This window comes from Veillonella sp. oral taxon 158 (assembly GCF_018376515.1).
Lineage (GTDB): Bacteria > Bacillota > Negativicutes > Veillonellales > Veillonellaceae > Veillonella > Veillonella rogosae.
The window spans coordinates 70,498-88,243 of the sequence record NZ_JAHABE010000003.1 but is presented as its reverse complement, the minus strand read 5'-3'; the positions used below and the strand labels follow the sequence as shown (position 1 = coordinate 88,243).

Annotated in this window: 20 protein-coding genes and 1 tRNA gene; all 21 read right to left on the bottom strand. The window is 38.9% G+C overall.

What is annotated here, in order from left to right; all coding sequences use genetic code 11:
• Nucleotides 1–33 precede the first annotated feature (33 nt).
• Nucleotides 34–315, bottom strand: coding sequence for a co-chaperone GroES (gene groES / locus KH364_RS02820; RefSeq protein ID WP_004696047.1), 282 nt, complete (start codon nt 313–315; stop codon nt 34–36).
• Nucleotides 316–516: 201 nt separating this feature from the next.
• Complete coding sequence (locus KH364_RS02815; RefSeq protein WP_009351351.1) at nt 517–1,083, bottom strand: response regulator; 567 nt, start codon at nt 1,081–1,083, stop codon at nt 517–519.
• Nucleotides 1,084–2,472: a sensor histidine kinase gene (locus KH364_RS02810; protein WP_273298492.1), complete on the bottom strand. Its 1,389-nt coding sequence runs from the start codon at nt 2,470–2,472 to the stop codon at nt 1,084–1,086.
• 2 nt (nt 2,473–2,474) lie between these two features.
• Nucleotides 2,475–3,506, bottom strand: a complete 1,032-nt coding sequence (gene tsaD, locus KH364_RS02805) for a tRNA (adenosine(37)-N6)-threonylcarbamoyltransferase complex transferase subunit TsaD (protein ID WP_273298490.1) — start codon at nt 3,504–3,506, stop codon at nt 2,475–2,477.
• On the bottom strand, nt 3,503–3,952 hold the full coding sequence (gene rimI, locus KH364_RS02800; protein ID WP_273298616.1) for a ribosomal protein S18-alanine N-acetyltransferase: 450 nt from the start codon (nt 3,950–3,952) through the stop codon (nt 3,503–3,505). The genes tsaD and rimI overlap by 4 nt, the downstream gene beginning before the upstream one ends.
• A complete protein-coding gene (tsaB, locus tag KH364_RS02795) occupies nt 3,952–4,710 on the bottom strand; it encodes a tRNA (adenosine(37)-N6)-threonylcarbamoyltransferase complex dimerization subunit type 1 TsaB (protein ID WP_273298488.1) in 759 nt (252 codons plus the stop codon). Before tsaB ends, rimI begins: the two co-directional genes overlap by 1 nt.
• Complete coding sequence (tsaE, locus tag KH364_RS02790) at nt 4,694–5,188, bottom strand: tRNA (adenosine(37)-N6)-threonylcarbamoyltransferase complex ATPase subunit type 1 TsaE (RefSeq protein ID WP_273298487.1); 495 nt, start codon at nt 5,186–5,188, stop codon at nt 4,694–4,696. The genes tsaB and tsaE overlap by 17 nt, the downstream gene beginning before the upstream one ends.
• Nucleotides 5,178–6,158: a thiamine-phosphate kinase gene (gene thiL, locus KH364_RS02785; protein ID WP_273298485.1), complete on the bottom strand. Its 981-nt coding sequence runs from the start codon at nt 6,156–6,158 to the stop codon at nt 5,178–5,180. The genes tsaE and thiL overlap by 11 nt, the downstream gene beginning before the upstream one ends.
• 114 nt (nt 6,159–6,272) lie before the next feature.
• Nucleotides 6,273–6,833, bottom strand: a complete 561-nt coding sequence (locus KH364_RS02780; protein WP_273298484.1) for a GerMN domain-containing protein — start codon at nt 6,831–6,833, stop codon at nt 6,273–6,275.
• Between the two features lie 3 nt (nt 6,834–6,836).
• Nucleotides 6,837–7,934, bottom strand: coding sequence for an N-acetylmuramoyl-L-alanine amidase (locus KH364_RS02775; RefSeq protein ID WP_105082044.1), 1,098 nt, complete (start codon nt 7,932–7,934; stop codon nt 6,837–6,839).
• Nucleotides 7,935–8,179: 245 nt separating this feature from the next.
• Nucleotides 8,180–9,124, bottom strand: a complete 945-nt coding sequence (locus KH364_RS02770; protein ID WP_009351344.1) for a ComEC/Rec2 family competence protein — start codon at nt 9,122–9,124, stop codon at nt 8,180–8,182.
• 2 nt (nt 9,125–9,126) lie between these two features.
• Complete coding sequence (locus tag KH364_RS02765) at nt 9,127–10,698, bottom strand: NAD(P)H-hydrate dehydratase (protein ID WP_273298481.1); 1,572 nt, start codon at nt 10,696–10,698, stop codon at nt 9,127–9,129.
• A 1-nt stretch (nt 10,699) separates the two neighbouring features.
• Nucleotides 10,700–11,071 (bottom strand): holo-ACP synthase, encoded by a 372-nt coding sequence (gene acpS, locus KH364_RS02760; RefSeq protein WP_009351374.1) that lies wholly within the window; start codon nt 11,069–11,071, stop codon nt 10,700–10,702.
• A gap of 68 nt (nt 11,072–11,139) precedes the next feature.
• Complete coding sequence (locus KH364_RS02755) at nt 11,140–11,931, bottom strand: hypothetical protein (protein WP_265138949.1); 792 nt, start codon at nt 11,929–11,931, stop codon at nt 11,140–11,142.
• 93 nt (nt 11,932–12,024) lie between these two features.
• Nucleotides 12,025–12,108, bottom strand: a tRNA-Leu gene (locus tag KH364_RS02750).
• A gap of 54 nt (nt 12,109–12,162) precedes the next feature.
• Nucleotides 12,163–12,924 (bottom strand): 5'/3'-nucleotidase SurE, encoded by a 762-nt coding sequence (gene surE / locus KH364_RS02745; protein ID WP_273298479.1) that lies wholly within the window; start codon nt 12,922–12,924, stop codon nt 12,163–12,165.
• Nucleotides 12,925–12,941: 17 nt separating this feature from the next.
• Nucleotides 12,942–14,204, bottom strand: coding sequence for a glycosyltransferase family 2 protein (locus tag KH364_RS02740; RefSeq protein WP_009351363.1), 1,263 nt, complete (start codon nt 14,202–14,204; stop codon nt 12,942–12,944).
• Between the two features lie 19 nt (nt 14,205–14,223).
• Nucleotides 14,224–14,895, bottom strand: a complete 672-nt coding sequence (gene pssA, locus KH364_RS02735; protein ID WP_273298477.1) for a CDP-diacylglycerol--serine O-phosphatidyltransferase — start codon at nt 14,893–14,895, stop codon at nt 14,224–14,226.
• Nucleotides 14,888–15,529: a phosphatidylserine decarboxylase family protein gene (locus KH364_RS02730; RefSeq protein ID WP_009351347.1), complete on the bottom strand. Its 642-nt coding sequence runs from the start codon at nt 15,527–15,529 to the stop codon at nt 14,888–14,890. Before KH364_RS02730 ends, pssA begins: the two co-directional genes overlap by 8 nt.
• Nucleotides 15,530–15,542: 13 nt before the next feature.
• Nucleotides 15,543–16,265 (bottom strand): WecB/TagA/CpsF family glycosyltransferase, encoded by a 723-nt coding sequence (locus tag KH364_RS02725; protein ID WP_009351364.1) that lies wholly within the window; start codon nt 16,263–16,265, stop codon nt 15,543–15,545.
• Between the two features lie 15 nt (nt 16,266–16,280).
• Complete coding sequence (guaB, locus tag KH364_RS02720) at nt 16,281–17,735, bottom strand: IMP dehydrogenase (RefSeq protein ID WP_273298476.1); 1,455 nt, start codon at nt 17,733–17,735, stop codon at nt 16,281–16,283.
• Between the last annotated feature and the right edge of the window lie 11 nt (nt 17,736–17,746).

The window sequence follows — 17,746 nt, the reverse complement described above, 5'->3', positions numbered from 1 at the left end:
TATTTATAGTCTTAGTAGACTACAAATTAGTTATTATAGTACTGCTAAAATATCGCGCTCACTGATAATTAAGTGAGTAGCGCCATCGATTTCTAATTCGCTACCAGCATATTTTGCGAACATAACAGTGTCGCCAACTTTAACTTCTGGAGCTACACGTTGACCATTGTCATATACTTTACCAGCACCTACAGCTACGACTACACCTTCTTGAGGTTTTTCTTTTGCTGTATCAGGAAGGAAGATACCACTTTTTGTTTTTTCTTCTTTTGCTTCTAAACGGATAAGAACGCGGTCAGCTAATGGTTTTAACATATGATGTCACTCCTTATTTACTAGATATTATTTATACTTTATTAGCACTCTAACTCATCGAGTGCTAATCACATGTATTATTATAACCTATGTCAAAATAATTGCAAGTAAAATTTTTGATTTTTTGACTTTTTAGTCTTTATGTGAATTTAGAAGCAAAAAAACTAGTATAAGTTTTAATCCTCATACTAGTCTTTTCTACTATTTTGAAACTTGATGAATCAAGGCTTTGCAGATATTAACAATACTATCACGTTTCTTCATACTTAGGGCGCGAATACGATTATAGGCTTCCTCTTCAGATATGGAATATAACTCCATTAATAGTCCCGTTCCCTTTTGAATGATTTTACGATCTTCTAAGGACTGTTCTAATTCAGCCATCTTCTCACGTAGCTGAGCATCACTTTTATAACGACCTAATGCCATTTCTAAAGTAGGTACCAATTGTTCCTCTCGTACAGGTTTAATTAGATACCCATATACACCTGAGTCTCTAGCTTTATCGATTAAATCTTGTTGACTATAACTAGTTAACAACACAACAGGTGCTTCATGGTGAAAGCCAATCTGCCGAGCAGCTTCAATACCATCTAATTCTGGCATTTTAACATCCATTAAAATGATATCTGGTTTATGATGTTTACAGAGTTGTATAGCTTCTACGCCATTGGTTCCCTCTGCTACGACCTCATGACCGCAAGACTCAATAATATCTCGCAAATCCATGCGTATAAGAGATTCATCATCGACGATTAAAACGCGCATTTACGCCTCCTTCTTCATATGTATTGTGGCCAATACACCATGACCAGTATTTTCTATGGATAAACTTCCCTTTAATTCATGAGTAACTAAATTGTTTATAATAGTAAGCCCCAATCGTTTATTAGAGGAAATAGAAAAATCATTAGGCAATCCTTTGCCATTATCTGTGAAAGCTAATTTAATGTTTCCCCCTATGTTATTAACATGAAGATGAATTTCTCCATGCTCCCCTTCTAGACCATGTTCTAAGCTATTAGTGATTAATTCATTAATGATAAGAGATACATAACTTGCCATATGAGAAGAAATCAATATATCTTCCCCACTATAAGTAAAGGTAACCTCTTGATCTTGTCTGACCATACTCATACGCAATAATCGACATAGCTCATCATAAATTGATCGTATACCAATATAGTCCTCATCATAATGAGACACTATATCGTGAACTAGAGCCATACTTTCAATACGATTAATTCCCTCTTGAAGAGCCTGTTTTACCTCTGGCAAGCTTGAACGTCTTGCCTCCATACGCAATAGACCAGCTACAGTTTGTAAGTTGTTTTTTACGCGGTGATGGACCTCTTTGATAATTGAGTTTTTCACCAACAATTCTTGTTGTTGCTTGCTTTCACGAGTGCAATCATGTAACACTAAAAAACATCTCGTTTCATTACGGCCCATAGCAATAGGAATCATATGCTGGCGAATCACCATATCTTGATATATTTCTTCACTAGTATATATAGTTCTATCTGCCAAGACTTGTTGAATAGCCGATATTTTTAAAGTACTGCTATAAATAGATGAACCTACTAAGCGTCGATCAAAGCCTAACAAGTCTACTAATTGTAATGCAGCATCATTGCCGTATAGAATTTTATGAGAATCATCAAAGATAATTAAACCATCAAAATAAGAGATCGGTTCGTAAGATTGGATTTGTTCGTCCGTAGCAGTCAGCATAAGACGTTGCATCGTATCAGATAAAGTATATTCTTGTTCATATTGCTCTACCTTGATAGATGGAGACAGTGTAAAGGAAATACCACCAATGATACGTCCTCCATTGTCTACTACAGGAAAAACATGCTGCCTAAACTCATGGTCTCCCCCAATGAGTGGCTGCCCATTTTCCATCATCACATGCCAAGTATGATTGCCTTTTACGTGACGTGTAACGATTCCAGCTTCACTGCGTTCTATACATAACATATCAGCACCCTGTTGTATATCACCATGTGATTTCTTAAGCAGGGGCGTAAAAATCTGTATCCTTTGACGGGTCAAAGACTCGCCAAAGGATATAAGTTTACTAATATGCTCAAGTAATGAGGTTTGTAATGGTCCTAATGGTGTTGTATTTAAAATATCTTGACCAATATCCACAATTAATCCTCTTTCCAAGATACATGACCAATTTCAACACTTGGTTTTGCATTTAATGTTAAATCGCCAAATTTACCAGCTTGTGCCATATAATAGGCTCGACAACCAATCATGGCCGCATTGTCAGTAGACAAAATTTTATGAGGCTTGTAATAAGTAAAGCCTTCTTCTTGGCACATAGCTTCTAATGCTTGTTGTAACCCCTTGTTAGCAGATACACCACCAGCAATAGTAATACGTGTTTCACCTAATGTGTGAGCTGCATCTTTTGTTTTTTCTACAAGCACATCAACGATGGCCTTTTGGAAGGACGCTGCCACATCGGCTTGATTGATGGGCTCATTCTTTTGTTGTTTGCTATTTAAATAGTTTAGTACTGCTGATTTCAAGCCACTAAAACTGAATTCAAAATTACCAGGTTCGCTCAAAGCCTTTGGAAACTCGATGGCATAAGCATCACCTTCCACAGCAAGAGCATCAATATGAGGACCACCTGGGTATGGGAAGCCCATGACACGAGCAATTTTATCAAAAGCTTCACCAGCTGCATCATCTCGTGTTTGGCCAAGAATATCAAATTCTTCGTACCCTTTTACATGAACTAGCATTGTATGACCACCAGATACGACGAGGCTCAAAAATGGAGGCTCTAATTCTGGATTAGCTAAGAAATTAGCAAAAATATGACCTTCCATATGGTGAACTGGCACCAAAGGGATGCCCGTAGCAAAGGATAAACCCTTTGCTGCTGCTACACCTACCAACAGTGCACCAACAAGGCCGGGACCATAGGTAACGCCAATGTGGTCGATATCTTGTAAGGTCACATTCGCATCTCGTAGCGCTTGATCTATAACAGGTATAACTTGTTCTATATGGTGACGCGATGCGACTTCTGGTACAACGCCACCAAATTTTCTATGAATCGGCACTTGGCTAGAAATAACATTAGATAAAACAGTTCGTCCATCCTTTAAGACAGAGGCTGATGTTTCATCACAGCTACTTTCCAAGGCTAATGTGTATATACTCATTCTATTTCCTCTGAAACGAGAGACATAATGTACGCATCTTCCGTAGGCTCTGAATAGTACTCTTTACGAATTCCTTTTACAGAAAAACCTAAATTTCTATACATAGCCAATGCAGCTAAATTAGATATGCGCACCTCTAAAAAGATTTCGTGCATGCCTCGCGAAAAACATTCATCAATTAATTGCTTTGTAAGTTTTGATCCATATCCTTTACCACGGGCAGAAGGCAAAATGGCAATATTCGTAATTTGACCTTCATCGTATACAAGCCAAGCACCTGCATATCCTACAATGTGGTTCTCCTCACAAATTACCATATATAGTTTATTTGCTGCACCTTCCAGCTCAGCGAGAACAGATTCTAACCTCCAAGGAACAGAAAAGGACTGCTGTTCGATCTCATAAATAGCTTGAGCATCCTCAATAGTGGCTAAACGTATCTCAATCATTCTGCACCTGCTGCCTCTGTCACTACTACGGTAGGATTTTGGCTCAACATGTCAGGATTATCCTTATGGCGTTCTTCCCATAATACTTCCGCTTCTGAGCGGCGAATATAATACGGTACCATATCCATAGGATCAGATACTTCATTTGTATCTATTAACTTACGACCAGCTAACAGTAACGAACTAGCCTTTGGAATACGTTGTGATATATCTAGAATCGTTAAATTAGTATCCTTTTCCTCTAACAGTTTTTCAATGCGTTTAATGCCATCCCCAAGGAATAATACTTTATCATCATTTGCTCTAAAGCGGTCTAACAAATCACTTGCAGGTATAACAAATGGCTCTTCCTTGCACACTAGTTCGTGACCTACGTATTGATAAATGCCCGCATAGACATGTTTCTTCTGTGCATCAATAACGGTACAAATTGTATGATCTGTATAGGATACATTACGCGCTAAGCTATCCATAGTCATAACACCATATAAAGGAATTTGTAAGGCGTAAGCCATTGCCTTTGCTGTCCCCATGCCAATGCGTAAGCCCGTAAAGGAACCAGGCCCAATACTAACTACGATCCCTTTTAATTCATTTCTTTCAACTTGAGAGGCACGTAACAACATATCAATATGAGGTACTAATTGCTCGGAATGAGTCAATCCAGCTTGGATGGTCAATTCCCCTATAAGGTTATGTTCGTCCATCAAGGCCACACTCGATACGAGTGAGCTCGTCTCAATTCCCAACCACATATGGGCCTCCTATTTCTACTAAATCTTCCGCTGTAAGGTAATCACTACCTAAAATAATAGATCGGCTTGTATCACCAATGGGCTTTAAATAAATCCACAATGTTTCATCAGGCAATTCATCAGGGAATTTATCCGCCCATTCCACAATGGATACACAATCTTCTGTATATTCGTAAAAGCCAATATTTTCCAGTTCACTAATATCATCCAAGCGATACACATCAAAATGATATAAATGCGTTCGATTCACATCATAGATATTCATAATGGCAAAGGTAGGACTCGTAATCTCCTCTGTTATGCCAAAGCCTTTAGCTATGCCCTGGGATAAATGAGTTTTACCCGTCCCTAAATCACCAATTAAGGCAATACATAAAGAATCTCCATTCTGTTGTACCCATTTACCGAGTGTCTGTCCAAATTGTTGTGTATCTTCTACTGTATGTGTCTCTAATTGGACCTGTGCCTTATGATTCATGAAAATGATTATATCCTTTCGCTTCTATGGTCTTAATCGTTCTATCCTGTGTTACCATCTCAACCTTTGGAGGTCCAGTTACAACCTCTCCAATCAATGTAATACCTGCTAGATTTTCTAATTTCGGAACTAATGACTTAGGGGCCGTAAATACTAGTTGAAAGTCTTCTCCACCATATAGAGCATAATCTACTGGCTTAGTTTGTAAATGCTTCGCTAATGCGTAGGTTTCTTCATGCAGTGGAATAGCTGATTCCTCTACAAGGATAGAAACATTGCTAGCAGATGCAATTTCATTTAATTCACTACCAAGACCATCGCTAATATCATTCATACTATGAACACCTAACTGTCTCAATTGTTCCCCTAATTCAATTTGAGGATCTGGACGTTGATGACCTATCTTGGTCATATCATAGCCTTCTAGATTGTATGAAAGTGCGCCTAACCCAGTGGCAGCATAGCCTACATAATTAGTAATGCCTACAACATCGCCTACTTGAGCACCACTGCGCATAACTGCAGTTCCTTTAGGTACCTCGCCAATAATCGTTACGGTCCACACCAGAGGACCTTCCGTGCGCACTGTGTCACCACCTAATATATTTAGCTTATATCGTTGGCATTGAGCTTTAATGCCTCTATATATTTCATCTAAAATTTCTGTATCTATATGTGGGGGGGCTGCAACAGATAAGACGATTTGTTTTGGGGTCCCACCCATAGCCGCTATATCGCTTAAATTTGCCGTCATAAGCCGATGTCCTACATCATAAGGCATCATATAGTGAAAGCTAAAATGAACCCCTTCTACCATCGTATCCGTACTAATGAGTTGATCCATATCTGGTGCGGCACTATATACTGCACAATCGTCACCAATACCATACACTACGGTACTAGAGTCATATATTGTATTATCTTGAATTTGGCGAATGAAATTAAATTCCCCTACATCTTTTAATTGCATCTGATCACCTAGTTTCTGATTATTATACTCATTGTATTGTAACATATATAAAAGACAACAAAAATAGCAGATAGTTGATATATCAACTATCTGCTATCAATGTTCCTAAGGGAATTATTTTTTGATTAAGTTCGTCATCCGTTTAACTGGATCTTTAGTATCAAAGGAGCCTACTGTAGGAACCTTTTTACCCTCGCTGACGAAGAGTACACCATTAATATTATCAAAGGATGTCAATGTATTTACAATGGCAGCCATTTGTAATTTAACAGTTAAGTCCCCACCATTACCTTTTACGAAGGCATTGTTTACTTCAACAGAAGCAATACCGTCCTTTACAGTAACAGATGTAATCTCAATATCCTTAGTGAATATTGGATATTTTTGAGCTCTGTCAGCTTTTAACATCGCTAGAAGAGCTGCTTTCGGCGTTACTTTATTCGCCTCCATCTCAACGGTCTGTTGTTTTACCCCAGAACCATCCTCTGTTGGTACAAAGAATACCATCTTAACCTTTTCTTGAGATACTTTTGTAGTTTCTGCATCCTTATTGACTTTCGCCTCTTGCACAGGCTCGCTTTTACCTGTTGTAGGAGCTTGTTCAGGTGTACAACCTGCTGCAAATGCTAGCATGCCTACACAGAGGATCGAAAGAACTTGTTTACGTAATTTCATCGATTAACCTCCAAAGTAATTAGCAATACCATTTGCAATGCGATTAGCAAAGTCTTCTTGTGTTTGAGCAGACTGTAATGCTCGCTCCTCGTTAGGATTGGAGATAAAGCCAAGCTCTACGAGAATTGCAGGCATATTAGAATGTCTCAACACGTATAAGTTCCCCTCTTGAATGCCACGGTCACCATTGAAACCAGGTGTATTAGCAATTTGAGTTTGAACCTTTTGTGCCAATCTAGCATCATTACCTGATTTACTGTAGTAGTATGTTGCAATACCACCCACGCTTGGGTTAGTGAAAGCATTGATATGAACACTTACAAGAACATCAGAATTGTTTCGGTTCGCAATATTAACGCGAGCACCTAATTCTTCAACACCACTTGCATTAGGGCCATATACGTCTACGTCTGTAGTACGTGTCATAACTACTTTAGCACCACGGCTTTCCAAAGCGGATTTCAAATACTTAGAAATTGGTAATGTTACATTTTTCTCTTGTAAGCCATGTGGTCCTATGGCACCGGAGTCGCTACCACCATGACCAGGATCGATAGTGATTGTTTTACCAGATAAACCACCGCTACTTGAGTATTTACCGGATCCAGCCGGTACATTTTTCGCAGGATGTGCAGAAGGAGATGGGCGTTTACCATAGTAAGCAGGTTTAGGTGTTACACCTTTTTTCTGAACATCTACAACGATGCGATATGGTTTCTTATTAACCGTATCTTTTTTCAGGGAAAATACCTTTACATCACTCGTATCGATAGATGAAGGTGTCTTGATTGTAACCTTAACATCTCTGCCGTCTTCTGAGAGTTTAGCAGAACTAGCTATGCTTGAGTCCATTGTAATGTTCTCTTTAGCAGTCTTTAGCTTCGTGTTTTTCAAGGTAACAGTCGTCGTTTTCCCATCTTTGCTAATCGATGCGGACGCTTTCACCGGCGCTGACAAATCCATAACCATACGAACATATGGTACAGGTGCATCTGTTCTAGTCACCCATCGTGCATCTTCAAGATTAGCGGCCTTCGCTTGAGTCAATAATAAAGGTATCGCCATCAAGACTGCAAGGCACATAAAAAATAGTTTACGCAATACATTCACTCCAATCTAACTGACATACATAGTGTCCAAACCATAGAGATGAGTCGATGATATCTTTGTCTATCAAAATCTCATCGTTCCAATCTATCCATAAACTAATGTTAGATTATAGATAGATTATTTCATACAAACATGAAGATAAGTATGCCGATTATACATATTACTATATAAAGTCTTTATATCAAAGACACAATAAACAGTTGCTTAAAATTATTTTTTATGCTATACAATCGACACTATCGTTCAGTTGTAATCTGCCATTCATTCCCATCCGTACTAATGTGAATACGTCCCATCGTATCCGTACGGTAAATGGCAATATTGTTTTCCTGTAAACGACGTAATGTTACATCGTGAGGATGACCATACTTATTATACATGCCATTTGAAATTAATGCACTTTCTGGTCTAATAGATTTCAAAAAATCTTCAGAGCTACTTGTACGAGAACCGTGATGACCTACCTTAAGAACGCGAGCAAACAGTTTAGAGTTCTGCTCTTTTACCAGTTTTTTCTCTTCTTGTAATTCGGCATCTCCCGTAAAGAGCATTGAGAATTTACCAAAGATTAACTTACCTACAATAGAGTTATTGTTGAGATCTGGTTCGCCTTTTTTATCAGTTAAGACCTCCGTCCAAGGAGCATACACAACAAATACGGCACCATGACCAAAATCAACTACATCACCACTTCTCAAAGTAGAACGTTTGATTTTATTTTTTTCAATCCACTTTTCATAGGTTTTGAACATATTGTTATCAACAGAAATACCATCATCATATACATTTTCAATAGGCATTGCTTTGGCAATGGCATAGAAACCACCCATATGATCTGCATGAGGATGCGTAATTATAATATTTTTTAACTTTGTAACCCCCATGGCTTTTAGCTGAGCTACAATATTTTCTCGATGTTCAATATCGCCAGTATCGATCATGCTATATTCATCGCCCACCTTAAGCAATATAGCATCTCCTTGGCCAATATCTAGCATATATACATCTAGCTTACCTTCAGGTGTAGTTGTCTTAGTATCAATGGAGTAACCTCCATGAGTACTTGACGTTGCTTGATTAGCAGCATTAGCTACATCTTTATTTGTACAACCTGCAATGGCAAAGATAGGAATACATAATACTAGCAAAAAAGCTATAAAGCGTTGTATTTTATTTGTCATTCTTATTCTCCCAACAGTTCACTAATTACACATCCTAGTGAAGTGCTCACATCACTAGGTGTATACCCCCAAGCCTTAGTGTCGTTCAAAATATCAGCACTACGACTATGCACATACACGCCGAGAACTGCACTATCTTGTAAAGAATAACCTTGGCTAATGAATCCAGCGATTACACCGGTTAGTACATCCCCCATACCGCCAGTACCCATACCAGCGTTACCAATCGTATTAACATATACAGTTCCATCTGGCAATGCTACAACAGAAGGAATCCCTTTTAATACTAAAACAACTTGGTGTGCCTTAGCAAATTCTCTTGCTAGCGTAATATAATGACGCTCAATCCATTTGATAGGCAAATCAATGAGCCTACTAAACTCACCTAAGTGAGGTGTCATAACACAATAAGATAGATCTCGTTTCACCGCGTATATAGACTCAATATCCCCATCGCGCAAGGCATCTTTATCAACAGAACCTACATGACCCAATGCATAAAGAGCATCTGCATCAAGAACCAATGGACCTTCGTAGCTATCTAAAATAAAATCTACAAAATCAGGAATATCACTAGTACGTCCTAGGCCTGGTCCCATAGCAACCACTTGACGCCCTTCTAACATAGCTTTATGAGCCTCTGTAGAGGTGACCATTACTTCCGGTATAATGCGACCTTGTACGACTGGTTTAATCACTTCTGGTACACCTAAAGTCACCTTGCCAGCGCCACTATGAACTGCAGCCTCTGCAGCTAAAATAGGAGCCCCTATCATATCATTAGAGCCACCAATAATCAAGGCATTCCCATTGACGCCTTTGTGAGCCATAGGAATCCGATAGTTAATAAGTTTTTCCGCTAAATCAGAATCAATTGTTACAGTAATATCACGATCTCCTAGCACTTGCTGCCAAGGTGCTCCTAACGGAGCAACAACAGCTATCCCCCCTACAGCCTTGCCAGGATATAGTAATAATCCTTGTTTAATGGCGCCAAAGGTAACTGTGTAATCATAGGCCAATGTACCTTCAGCTATTTGACCTGTTGTAGCATCTAAGCCAGCAGGTACATCAATGGCCCATAAATCAAAATTATATTGACTGCGCATAGTATCAATATCATGGAGTACATCTACAGTTAAATCTCTCAACTTTCCAGTTAAGCCTGTTCCCATAATACCTTCCACAGCAACAGCTACATTAGACCAATCGTTAAATTCATCATACATATCGATGATACAACCCATGGCCTCACACCGCTCTAATTGCAATGCAAAAAGATCACTACATTTGCTAGTATCTCCTACTAGTACAATTTGTACAGGTACACCTTGTTCCATTAAATGGCGAGCCGCTACAAGACCATCTGCCCCATTATTCCCTGTACCGCAGATAAATAGAACAAAACTATTGATAGAACGGGCGTTATCTAAGGAAAACAAATCATATTGTCCCCATAAAGCATCAACAATGCCTCGTCCTGCATTTTCCATAAGAATTTCTAAAGAGACACCTAATTGCTTAGGAACCTCTCGATCTATAAATCGAGCATCTTCAGTTGTTAAAATATTCATCTTATGCTCCTTCAAGTATAACCGTACTCATTGCGTATTCCTTGCAATGACTAATTGATACGTGAATATTAGTATAGCCTAAGGTTTCATAGATATTTTTGAAAGTATCTTGTAAACGGATCAAAGGCGCCCCTAATTCATCGTGATATATTTCTATATCTTGCCAAGATCCATGGCGCATCCCCGTCCCTAGCGCTTTAATAAATGCCTCTTTTGCGGCATAAATACCTGCGAAGGATTCATAACGCCCTTTATTACGACTTTCACAATAATCTATCTCATGAGGCGTATACACACGCTCCACAAATGAACTAGACCGCTCTATAGCTTGGCGGATACGTTCAATTTCTATAATATCGTTCCCTAATTTCATAATAGCTCCTAAAATACCCTAACACTATTATTATACACTCTTAAAAGGGATTAAAACATAGATAATATCTAGGCATTTACAGAGAATGGTAAACTAGGCAAGCCGTAAATTTCAACTTTCCCCTTACGATTTACAGCCATATACATTTGACCATTACGATAATCCATATCCTCAACCTCCATACCAGATGTATAAGGGCTAATATTTTTCACAACCCCTTCTTCATCGACAAAAACAAAGGTTGTTAAGGTTGTAAAAATAGTATTACCATTGCCAGCATAAGCACCATTATTGTTTAAATCTGTATGCTCTACGTCAATCTTATAAGTCTTAATCTTATTAAAATTAGAGTCATAATAATTAATTGTACGATGAGAATTTGTTAACGGCACAATAGATACGTATGCATTACGGTCTTTATCAAAGGCAAAGTTAAATACCTTTTCTTTTAATCTAATAGGTGCTTCTACAATCATACTATCCGCCTCTATAGGCGTAACAATATAACCATCTACAACGGCATTTGTCGTATAGTAGCGATTATTGTTAGGATTATAAGTTAAGGTATTCATGTGACCTAACAGCTTTTTATGACTATATTCATATTTTGCAACTACCTTAAAAGTTGTAGGATTAATTTCGTAAATAATTTGCTTTGTATTTTCAGAGTTAATACAAGCTAAAACAAAAACATCTTTTTTAGAGTTATAACAAAATCCTTGGCATTGATTTACGCCCGCATCTAACGGGATTTCTGCTAAACGAAATAAAGGTAATGGCATTTGAACAGCACTTACATGTTGTGTTAGCTTTGGAATATCAAAGACATTAGCAATATAGTCAATTACACCTTGATCCATAATGTCACCTCAAAAAGAAAAATGTATATTAAGTATATAAATTCAATAAATATAAAAAATAGGCGGTAAGACAAAAGTCTTACCGCCTAAAGTTGGTGCCGGAGGTGGGACTTGAACCCACACGGTGTTACCCGCTTGATTTTGAGTCAAGTGCGTCTGCCATTCCGCCACTCCGGCGTCTCGGAACATTTGTTATTATACAGACATCCCTAAACAATGTCAACCTGTTTTTTATATTTTCTCTAAAATATTTTTAACAACTTCCATATCGGAATCACATTGTTGTTTCCACGTAAGTGCTACCCCTGTAATATATCCCTTACGAGCATATTCTACATCGGTAGGCACACTTTCAGCACCATAATCTAATTCACCTGCTAGCCAATAGTAATCCTGCCCTCTTGAGTTAATACGAGCATCGATAATATTACTATAAGTCTGCAAGCCTTGGCTCACCATTTTAAAATGATCCCAATCGCAAATGCCACGCAATGGGAAGTTCACATTAAGCAAACCGCTAAACTGGCCCTTAACATAAATTTTATCAATTAATTCATGAATAAAGGGATGCATTTCAGCGCCTCGTTCAGCCGAATAGCGCTCAACAGACAAAGCTAATCCTGGAATGCCGTAAAAACAACTTTCCATAGCAGCTGATACAGTACCAGAATACAATACATCAGAGCCTAAGTTAAAACCATGATTAATACCAGAAATTACAAGGTCAGGCATATCATCAGTCAATAAATAACTAAGGCCAAACTTCATACAATCAGACGGCGTTCCCGTTAGAGCATAAAGGCGAGGATTTTCATCCTCGCCATTGTACGCATCTAGTTTTAATGGAACCTCAGTCGTCAATGCATGGGATTTAGCACTTTGCTCATTCGCAGGTGCTACAACGGTAATTCGATAATATTGACTTAAGTACGATGCAAGATGGCGTAAACCATCTGCTAAAATACCATCATCATTACACATTAAAATATGCATAGTCACTCCTACAGATTCTATTTTTTATTCTTATTCATATTTCCCATACGCGTTAATTTAACGTCATCTAAGCCAACAGCTCTCGTATGAACTGTGTGAGACCATACTTTGTTGTGACGACGGAACCAACCTAAAATATTTACTGGAATCCAAGAATAAACAAATAATGGATATAGTAAATAGTAGAACCAAATCTTTGGTGGCACCTTAATTTTCAATAACACGATTAATGGGAATAAATATTGACCAACACCGATAATAGTCCAAACAGACATTGGCATGATTTGATACAAAATATTTGTATAAATTGGAGTATACGCATTGATGTAAGACAACACCAAGTATACAGTAGTCAACAATAAGAAATAGGGTTGACTCACTTGGAAAATACCATCCAAAATCATAATATTCCCAGTTTTAATGCCTGTAGCAAACAATTTAGGAATATATCGACCAGCACAGTCAAATTGGCCTTGAGCCCAACGTAAACGCTGTTTACAGGAGGCCATCATGGTCGTTACCTTCTCATCGTATACGATGGCATCGTGGCCCCAACATGTACGGATACCATGAGTTAATAACTTCATGGAGAATTCCATATCCTCAGTCAAGCTATTACAATCCCAACCGTACTCGCGAATGATAGATGTACGGATACACATACCTGTACCACCCAAAGCGGTAGACAAACCAATGCGATATTTTGCTAAATGCCACATATGGTTTACCATCCAGAACGCGATGGAGAACGTACCTGCTACCCAAGAATCCGTTGGGTTTTTAGAGTTCAAGTAACCTTGAATTACAGACTCACCTTTTTCAAGGTGATCATTCATTTCTAACATAAATTGTGGATGTACTAAATTATCGGCATCAAAGATAAGGAAGGCATCGTATTTCCTTTCCATTTTCTCTACTCGATCAAACATCCACCCCATGGCATAACCTTTACCTACTTCTTGTTTGTTTTCGCGCACATGCACATTAGCACCAGCAGCACTAGCAACTTCAGCTGTCTTATCTGTACAGTTATCTGCTACCACAAAGATATCGTACAGCTCATCAGGATAATCTAAGCCACGTAAGTTTTTTACTAACTCACCAACTACTGCTTCCTCATTATGAGCACATACAACGATGGCAAAGGAATTTTTAGGGGTATAGTTTTTATGTACTCGCGACCGCCACATACCAACAACAGCGAGTATAAAATAATAAACCGTATAGATTACGATTATTACCTGCATAGGGATCAGTAATAGATCCAGTAGGTAATTCATACTATTTTCCTCCACACACCTATTTACGTACTATATTTAAAGCCCCATTGATGAGCCCAAACATTACATAGCCTGCAAAAATCATAACAGCCCAAGTATGCCAATCATACACGAGACATGCTATCACGAAAATTGCTGTAAGCACATAAGAAAGCTTATTAATATAAATTTCGCTCTTACCTTTAAAGTCAGGATATTTTACTTCACTAACCATGAGGATGCCTACACCAATCATACAAACTACCAATACAAATTGAGGCACCGATACGCCACACAATACGTACGTTGCCGCCAAACAGCCTGCAGCTGGAATTGGTAAACCTTCAAAGTAACCATGTACTTCATCGGTTTTAATGTTAAAACGAGCAAGGCGGAATGCGCCCAATACAGCAAATACTAATAATGGTACATAGGCAACCCAGCCTAAACCGTAGAGTTCTTTCATATAGAGCATGTAAGCTGGTGCTACACCAAAGCCTACAACATCTGACAAAGAGTCTAGTTCACGACCCATAGGTCCTGCCACACCTAACGCTCTCGCTACACGACCATCTAAACCATCAGCAACTAAGGATAATAGTACGCAGATAGCAGCATAGAAGGTATTCCCTGTGGCAGAGAATGTGATACCTAGCACACCAAAGGCTAAATTAGCACTAGTAAACAAATTTGGAATAATAGATTTATTCATGACGCAACCTCCCGATAACAGTGTCTCCACCTGTAATATGTTGACCTTTTTCCACGAATAACTCTACATTCTTATCCATATAGAGCTCAGTACAGGAACCGAACTTAATCATTCCGTACAATTGACCGCGTTCAAGCTCGCTATCGAGATCTGTCCAAGATACGATACGTCTTGCTAAAAGGCCTGCGATTTGTGTTACCAAAACGGAGGTACGATCATTCTCAATACAAATAGTATGACGTTCATTTTCAAAGCCTACATCATCTTTGAAGGCAGGCAAGAAACTGCCCATCGTATAGTGACGGTACGTAATTTTACCATCTATAGGCGCACGATTAGCATGTACGTCAAAAACAGATAGGAAGATAGTCACCTTTTTACATTCTTTATGTAAGTAAATATCTTCATATACATCAGAAATATCCATGATTTTCCCATCTGCAGGGGACAAAATCAATTCTGGATCTTGAGGGATTACACGTTTAGGATTTCTAAAGAAATTGACGAAAAATAATGCCAAAATAAATGAAATAATCGCAATTACATAATGCCCTAAAAATCCTAATACCACTGTGATAACGAGCATAGCCCCTATCAGTGGAAATCCTTCCTTAATAATTGGTCCTGTAGGCACGATTCAACACTCCCTATTTATTTCTAATAACGGTCCACATAAACTTTGGAATAGCCAACATGCGGCCAATCCGTTGAGGTTCTAAATATAATCGATACAACCATTCAAGTCGATTCCGTTGCATCCATTCTGGAGCCCGAGGAATATTACCTGCCAAGACATCAAAGGACCCACCAATACCAATAGCCACTACGCCATCAAGGTGACTCAACTTTTCTGCAATCCATTGCTCTTGCTTTGGTACACCTAAGGCAACAAATACTAATTTCGCCTTAGATTCACCAATAGTATTAATGATTTCTTGTTCCTCTGCGCTATCGAAGAATCCATCATGAATTCCTGCTATATTTAACTCACCCACTTGAGCCGCCAAATTATCAACTGCACGCTGAGCAACACCAGGTGCCGCCCCTAAGCAGTATACAGGAATATGATGGGTAGCCGCAACTTTGAACAACTCCTTAGTTACGTCTACACCTGTTACACGTTCAGGTACATGTTCACCTTGACGTTCTGCAGCCCACAAAATGCCAGCCCCATCAGGCACGACGAGACTAGCATCATTCAATATGGTGTGCAATGTAGGGTTTTCATTTGCCAACATAACCATTTCTGCATTAGCCGTGGCTACTAAGTGTAGCCCCGGCTGTTCAGTCAATTGTAAAATTCGTTGGACTGCCTCATCCATTGTTACACAATCGATAGGCACAGATAAAACAGAAATACGTTTATTCAATGTAATACTCCATTATCAACCACTATAATTTGGTGCCTCAACGGTAATGCTTACATCATGCGGATGACTTTCTCTCAAACCAGCCGCTGTAATTTGAATGAATTGAGTATTTTCAATCATTTCTTGGATGTTATGACATCCGCAATACCCCATACTTGCACGCAAACCACCAACCATTTGGAAAATTGTATCGGCCAACATACCTTTATACGGTACGCGACCTTCTATACCTTCAGGAACTAATTTCTTAGCTTCTGTTTGGAAATATCGATCTTTACTACCAAGCTTCATAGCCCCTAAGCTACCCATGCCACGGTACACTTTATAGGAACGACCTTGGTAAATCACTTGTTCCCCTGGGCTTTCATCAGTACCAGCTAAAATATTGCCCATCATAACTACATTGGCACCAGCTGCAATAGCCTTAGCAATATCGCCAGAGTATTTAATGCCCCCATCAGCGATGATAGGAATTCCATAGCGACGACCTACTTGAGCAGCCTCATAGACCGCTGTAATTTGAGGTACCCCAATACCAGCAATAACGCGAGTTGTACAAATAGATCCAGGGCCAATACCAACCTTAACAGCATCAGCACCTGCTTCAATGAGAGCCTCAGTACCTGCTGCAGTAGCCACATTACCAGCAATTACTGGAATATGAGGATAGGCTTGTTTAATGTCCTTCAATGTACGTAGTACACCTGCAGAATGGCCATGAGCAGTATCAACGATAATCACGTCAGCTTTAGCAGATACAAGGGCATCAAGACGATCATACATATCTTGAGATACACCTACTGCGGCACCAACTAATAATCGACCACTAGTATCCTTAGCTGCATTTGGATATTTTGTCGCTTTTTCAATATCTTTTATAGTAATTAAACCTTTTAAGTTACCATCGCCATCTACGAGAGGTAATTTTTCAATACGATGTTCACTTAAAATTGCTTTCGCCTCTTCAAGAGATGTACCTTCTGGTGCAGTAACAAGGGAATCCTTTGTCATGCAATCTCCGATTTGGCGAGTTAAATCAGTTTCAAAACGCATATCGCGATTTGTAATGATCCCTACTAGTTTACCATGTTCTGTGATAGGTACACCAGAAATTTTATATTTTTCCATAATTTCTGCTGCATCAGATAGTAAATTTTGAGGGCTTAAGAAAATAGGATCAACGATAACACCATGTTCAGAGCGCTTTACCTTGTCAACTTCATGGGCTTGTTCTTCAATAGACATATTCTTATGGATAACACCAAGGCCCCCTTCACGAGCCATAGCAATAGCCATACGAGATTCAGTAACCGTATCCATCCCAGAACTAATCATCGGGATATTTAACGTTATGTCGCGAGTCAGTTGAGTTTTCAACTCTACTTGACTTGGCAGCACATCAGAAGCCGCTGGTACTAATAATACATCATCAAAAGTGAGTCCACGCATACCGAATTTATCGTCTCTCATTATTTAATTCC

What these genes read in the sequence shown, in the direction of transcription:
- groES (WP_004696047.1), bottom strand. Translation starts at nt 315, where the DNA reads ATGTTAAAACCATTAGCTGACCGCGTTCTTATCCGTTTAGAAGCAAAA.
- KH364_RS02815 (WP_009351351.1), bottom strand. Translation starts at nt 1,083, where the DNA reads ATGCGCGTTTTAATCGTCGATGATGAATCTCTTATACGCATGGATTTG.
- tsaD (WP_273298490.1), bottom strand. Translation starts at nt 3,506, where the DNA reads ATGAGTATATACACATTAGCCTTGGAAAGTAGCTGTGATGAAACATCA.
- tsaB (WP_273298488.1), bottom strand. Translation starts at nt 4,710, where the DNA reads ATGTGGTTGGGAATTGAGACGAGCTCACTCGTATCGAGTGTGGCCTTG.
- tsaE (WP_273298487.1), bottom strand. Translation starts at nt 5,188, where the DNA reads ATGAATCATAAGGCACAGGTCCAATTAGAGACACATACAGTAGAAGAT.
- thiL (WP_273298485.1), bottom strand. Translation starts at nt 6,158, where the DNA reads ATGCAATTAAAAGATGTAGGGGAATTTAATTTCATTCGCCAAATTCAA.
- KH364_RS02780 (WP_273298484.1), bottom strand. Translation starts at nt 6,833, where the DNA reads ATGAAATTACGTAAACAAGTTCTTTCGATCCTCTGTGTAGGCATGCTA.
- KH364_RS02770 (WP_009351344.1), bottom strand. Translation starts at nt 9,124, where the DNA reads ATGACAAATAAAATACAACGCTTTATAGCTTTTTTGCTAGTATTATGT.
- KH364_RS02765 (WP_273298481.1), bottom strand. Translation starts at nt 10,698, where the DNA reads ATGAATATTTTAACAACTGAAGATGCTCGATTTATAGATCGAGAGGTT.
- acpS (WP_009351374.1), bottom strand. Translation starts at nt 11,071, where the DNA reads ATGAAATTAGGGAACGATATTATAGAAATTGAACGTATCCGCCAAGCT.
- KH364_RS02755 (WP_265138949.1), bottom strand. Translation starts at nt 11,931, where the DNA reads ATGGATCAAGGTGTAATTGACTATATTGCTAATGTCTTTGATATTCCA.
- surE (WP_273298479.1), bottom strand. Translation starts at nt 12,924, where the DNA reads ATGCATATTTTAATGTGTAATGATGATGGTATTTTAGCAGATGGTTTA.
- KH364_RS02740 (WP_009351363.1), bottom strand. Translation starts at nt 14,204, where the DNA reads ATGAATTACCTACTGGATCTATTACTGATCCCTATGCAGGTAATAATC.
- pssA (WP_273298477.1), bottom strand. Translation starts at nt 14,895, where the DNA reads ATGAATAAATCTATTATTCCAAATTTGTTTACTAGTGCTAATTTAGCC.
- guaB (WP_273298476.1), bottom strand. Translation starts at nt 17,735, where the DNA reads ATGAGAGACGATAAATTCGGTATGCGTGGACTCACTTTTGATGATGTA.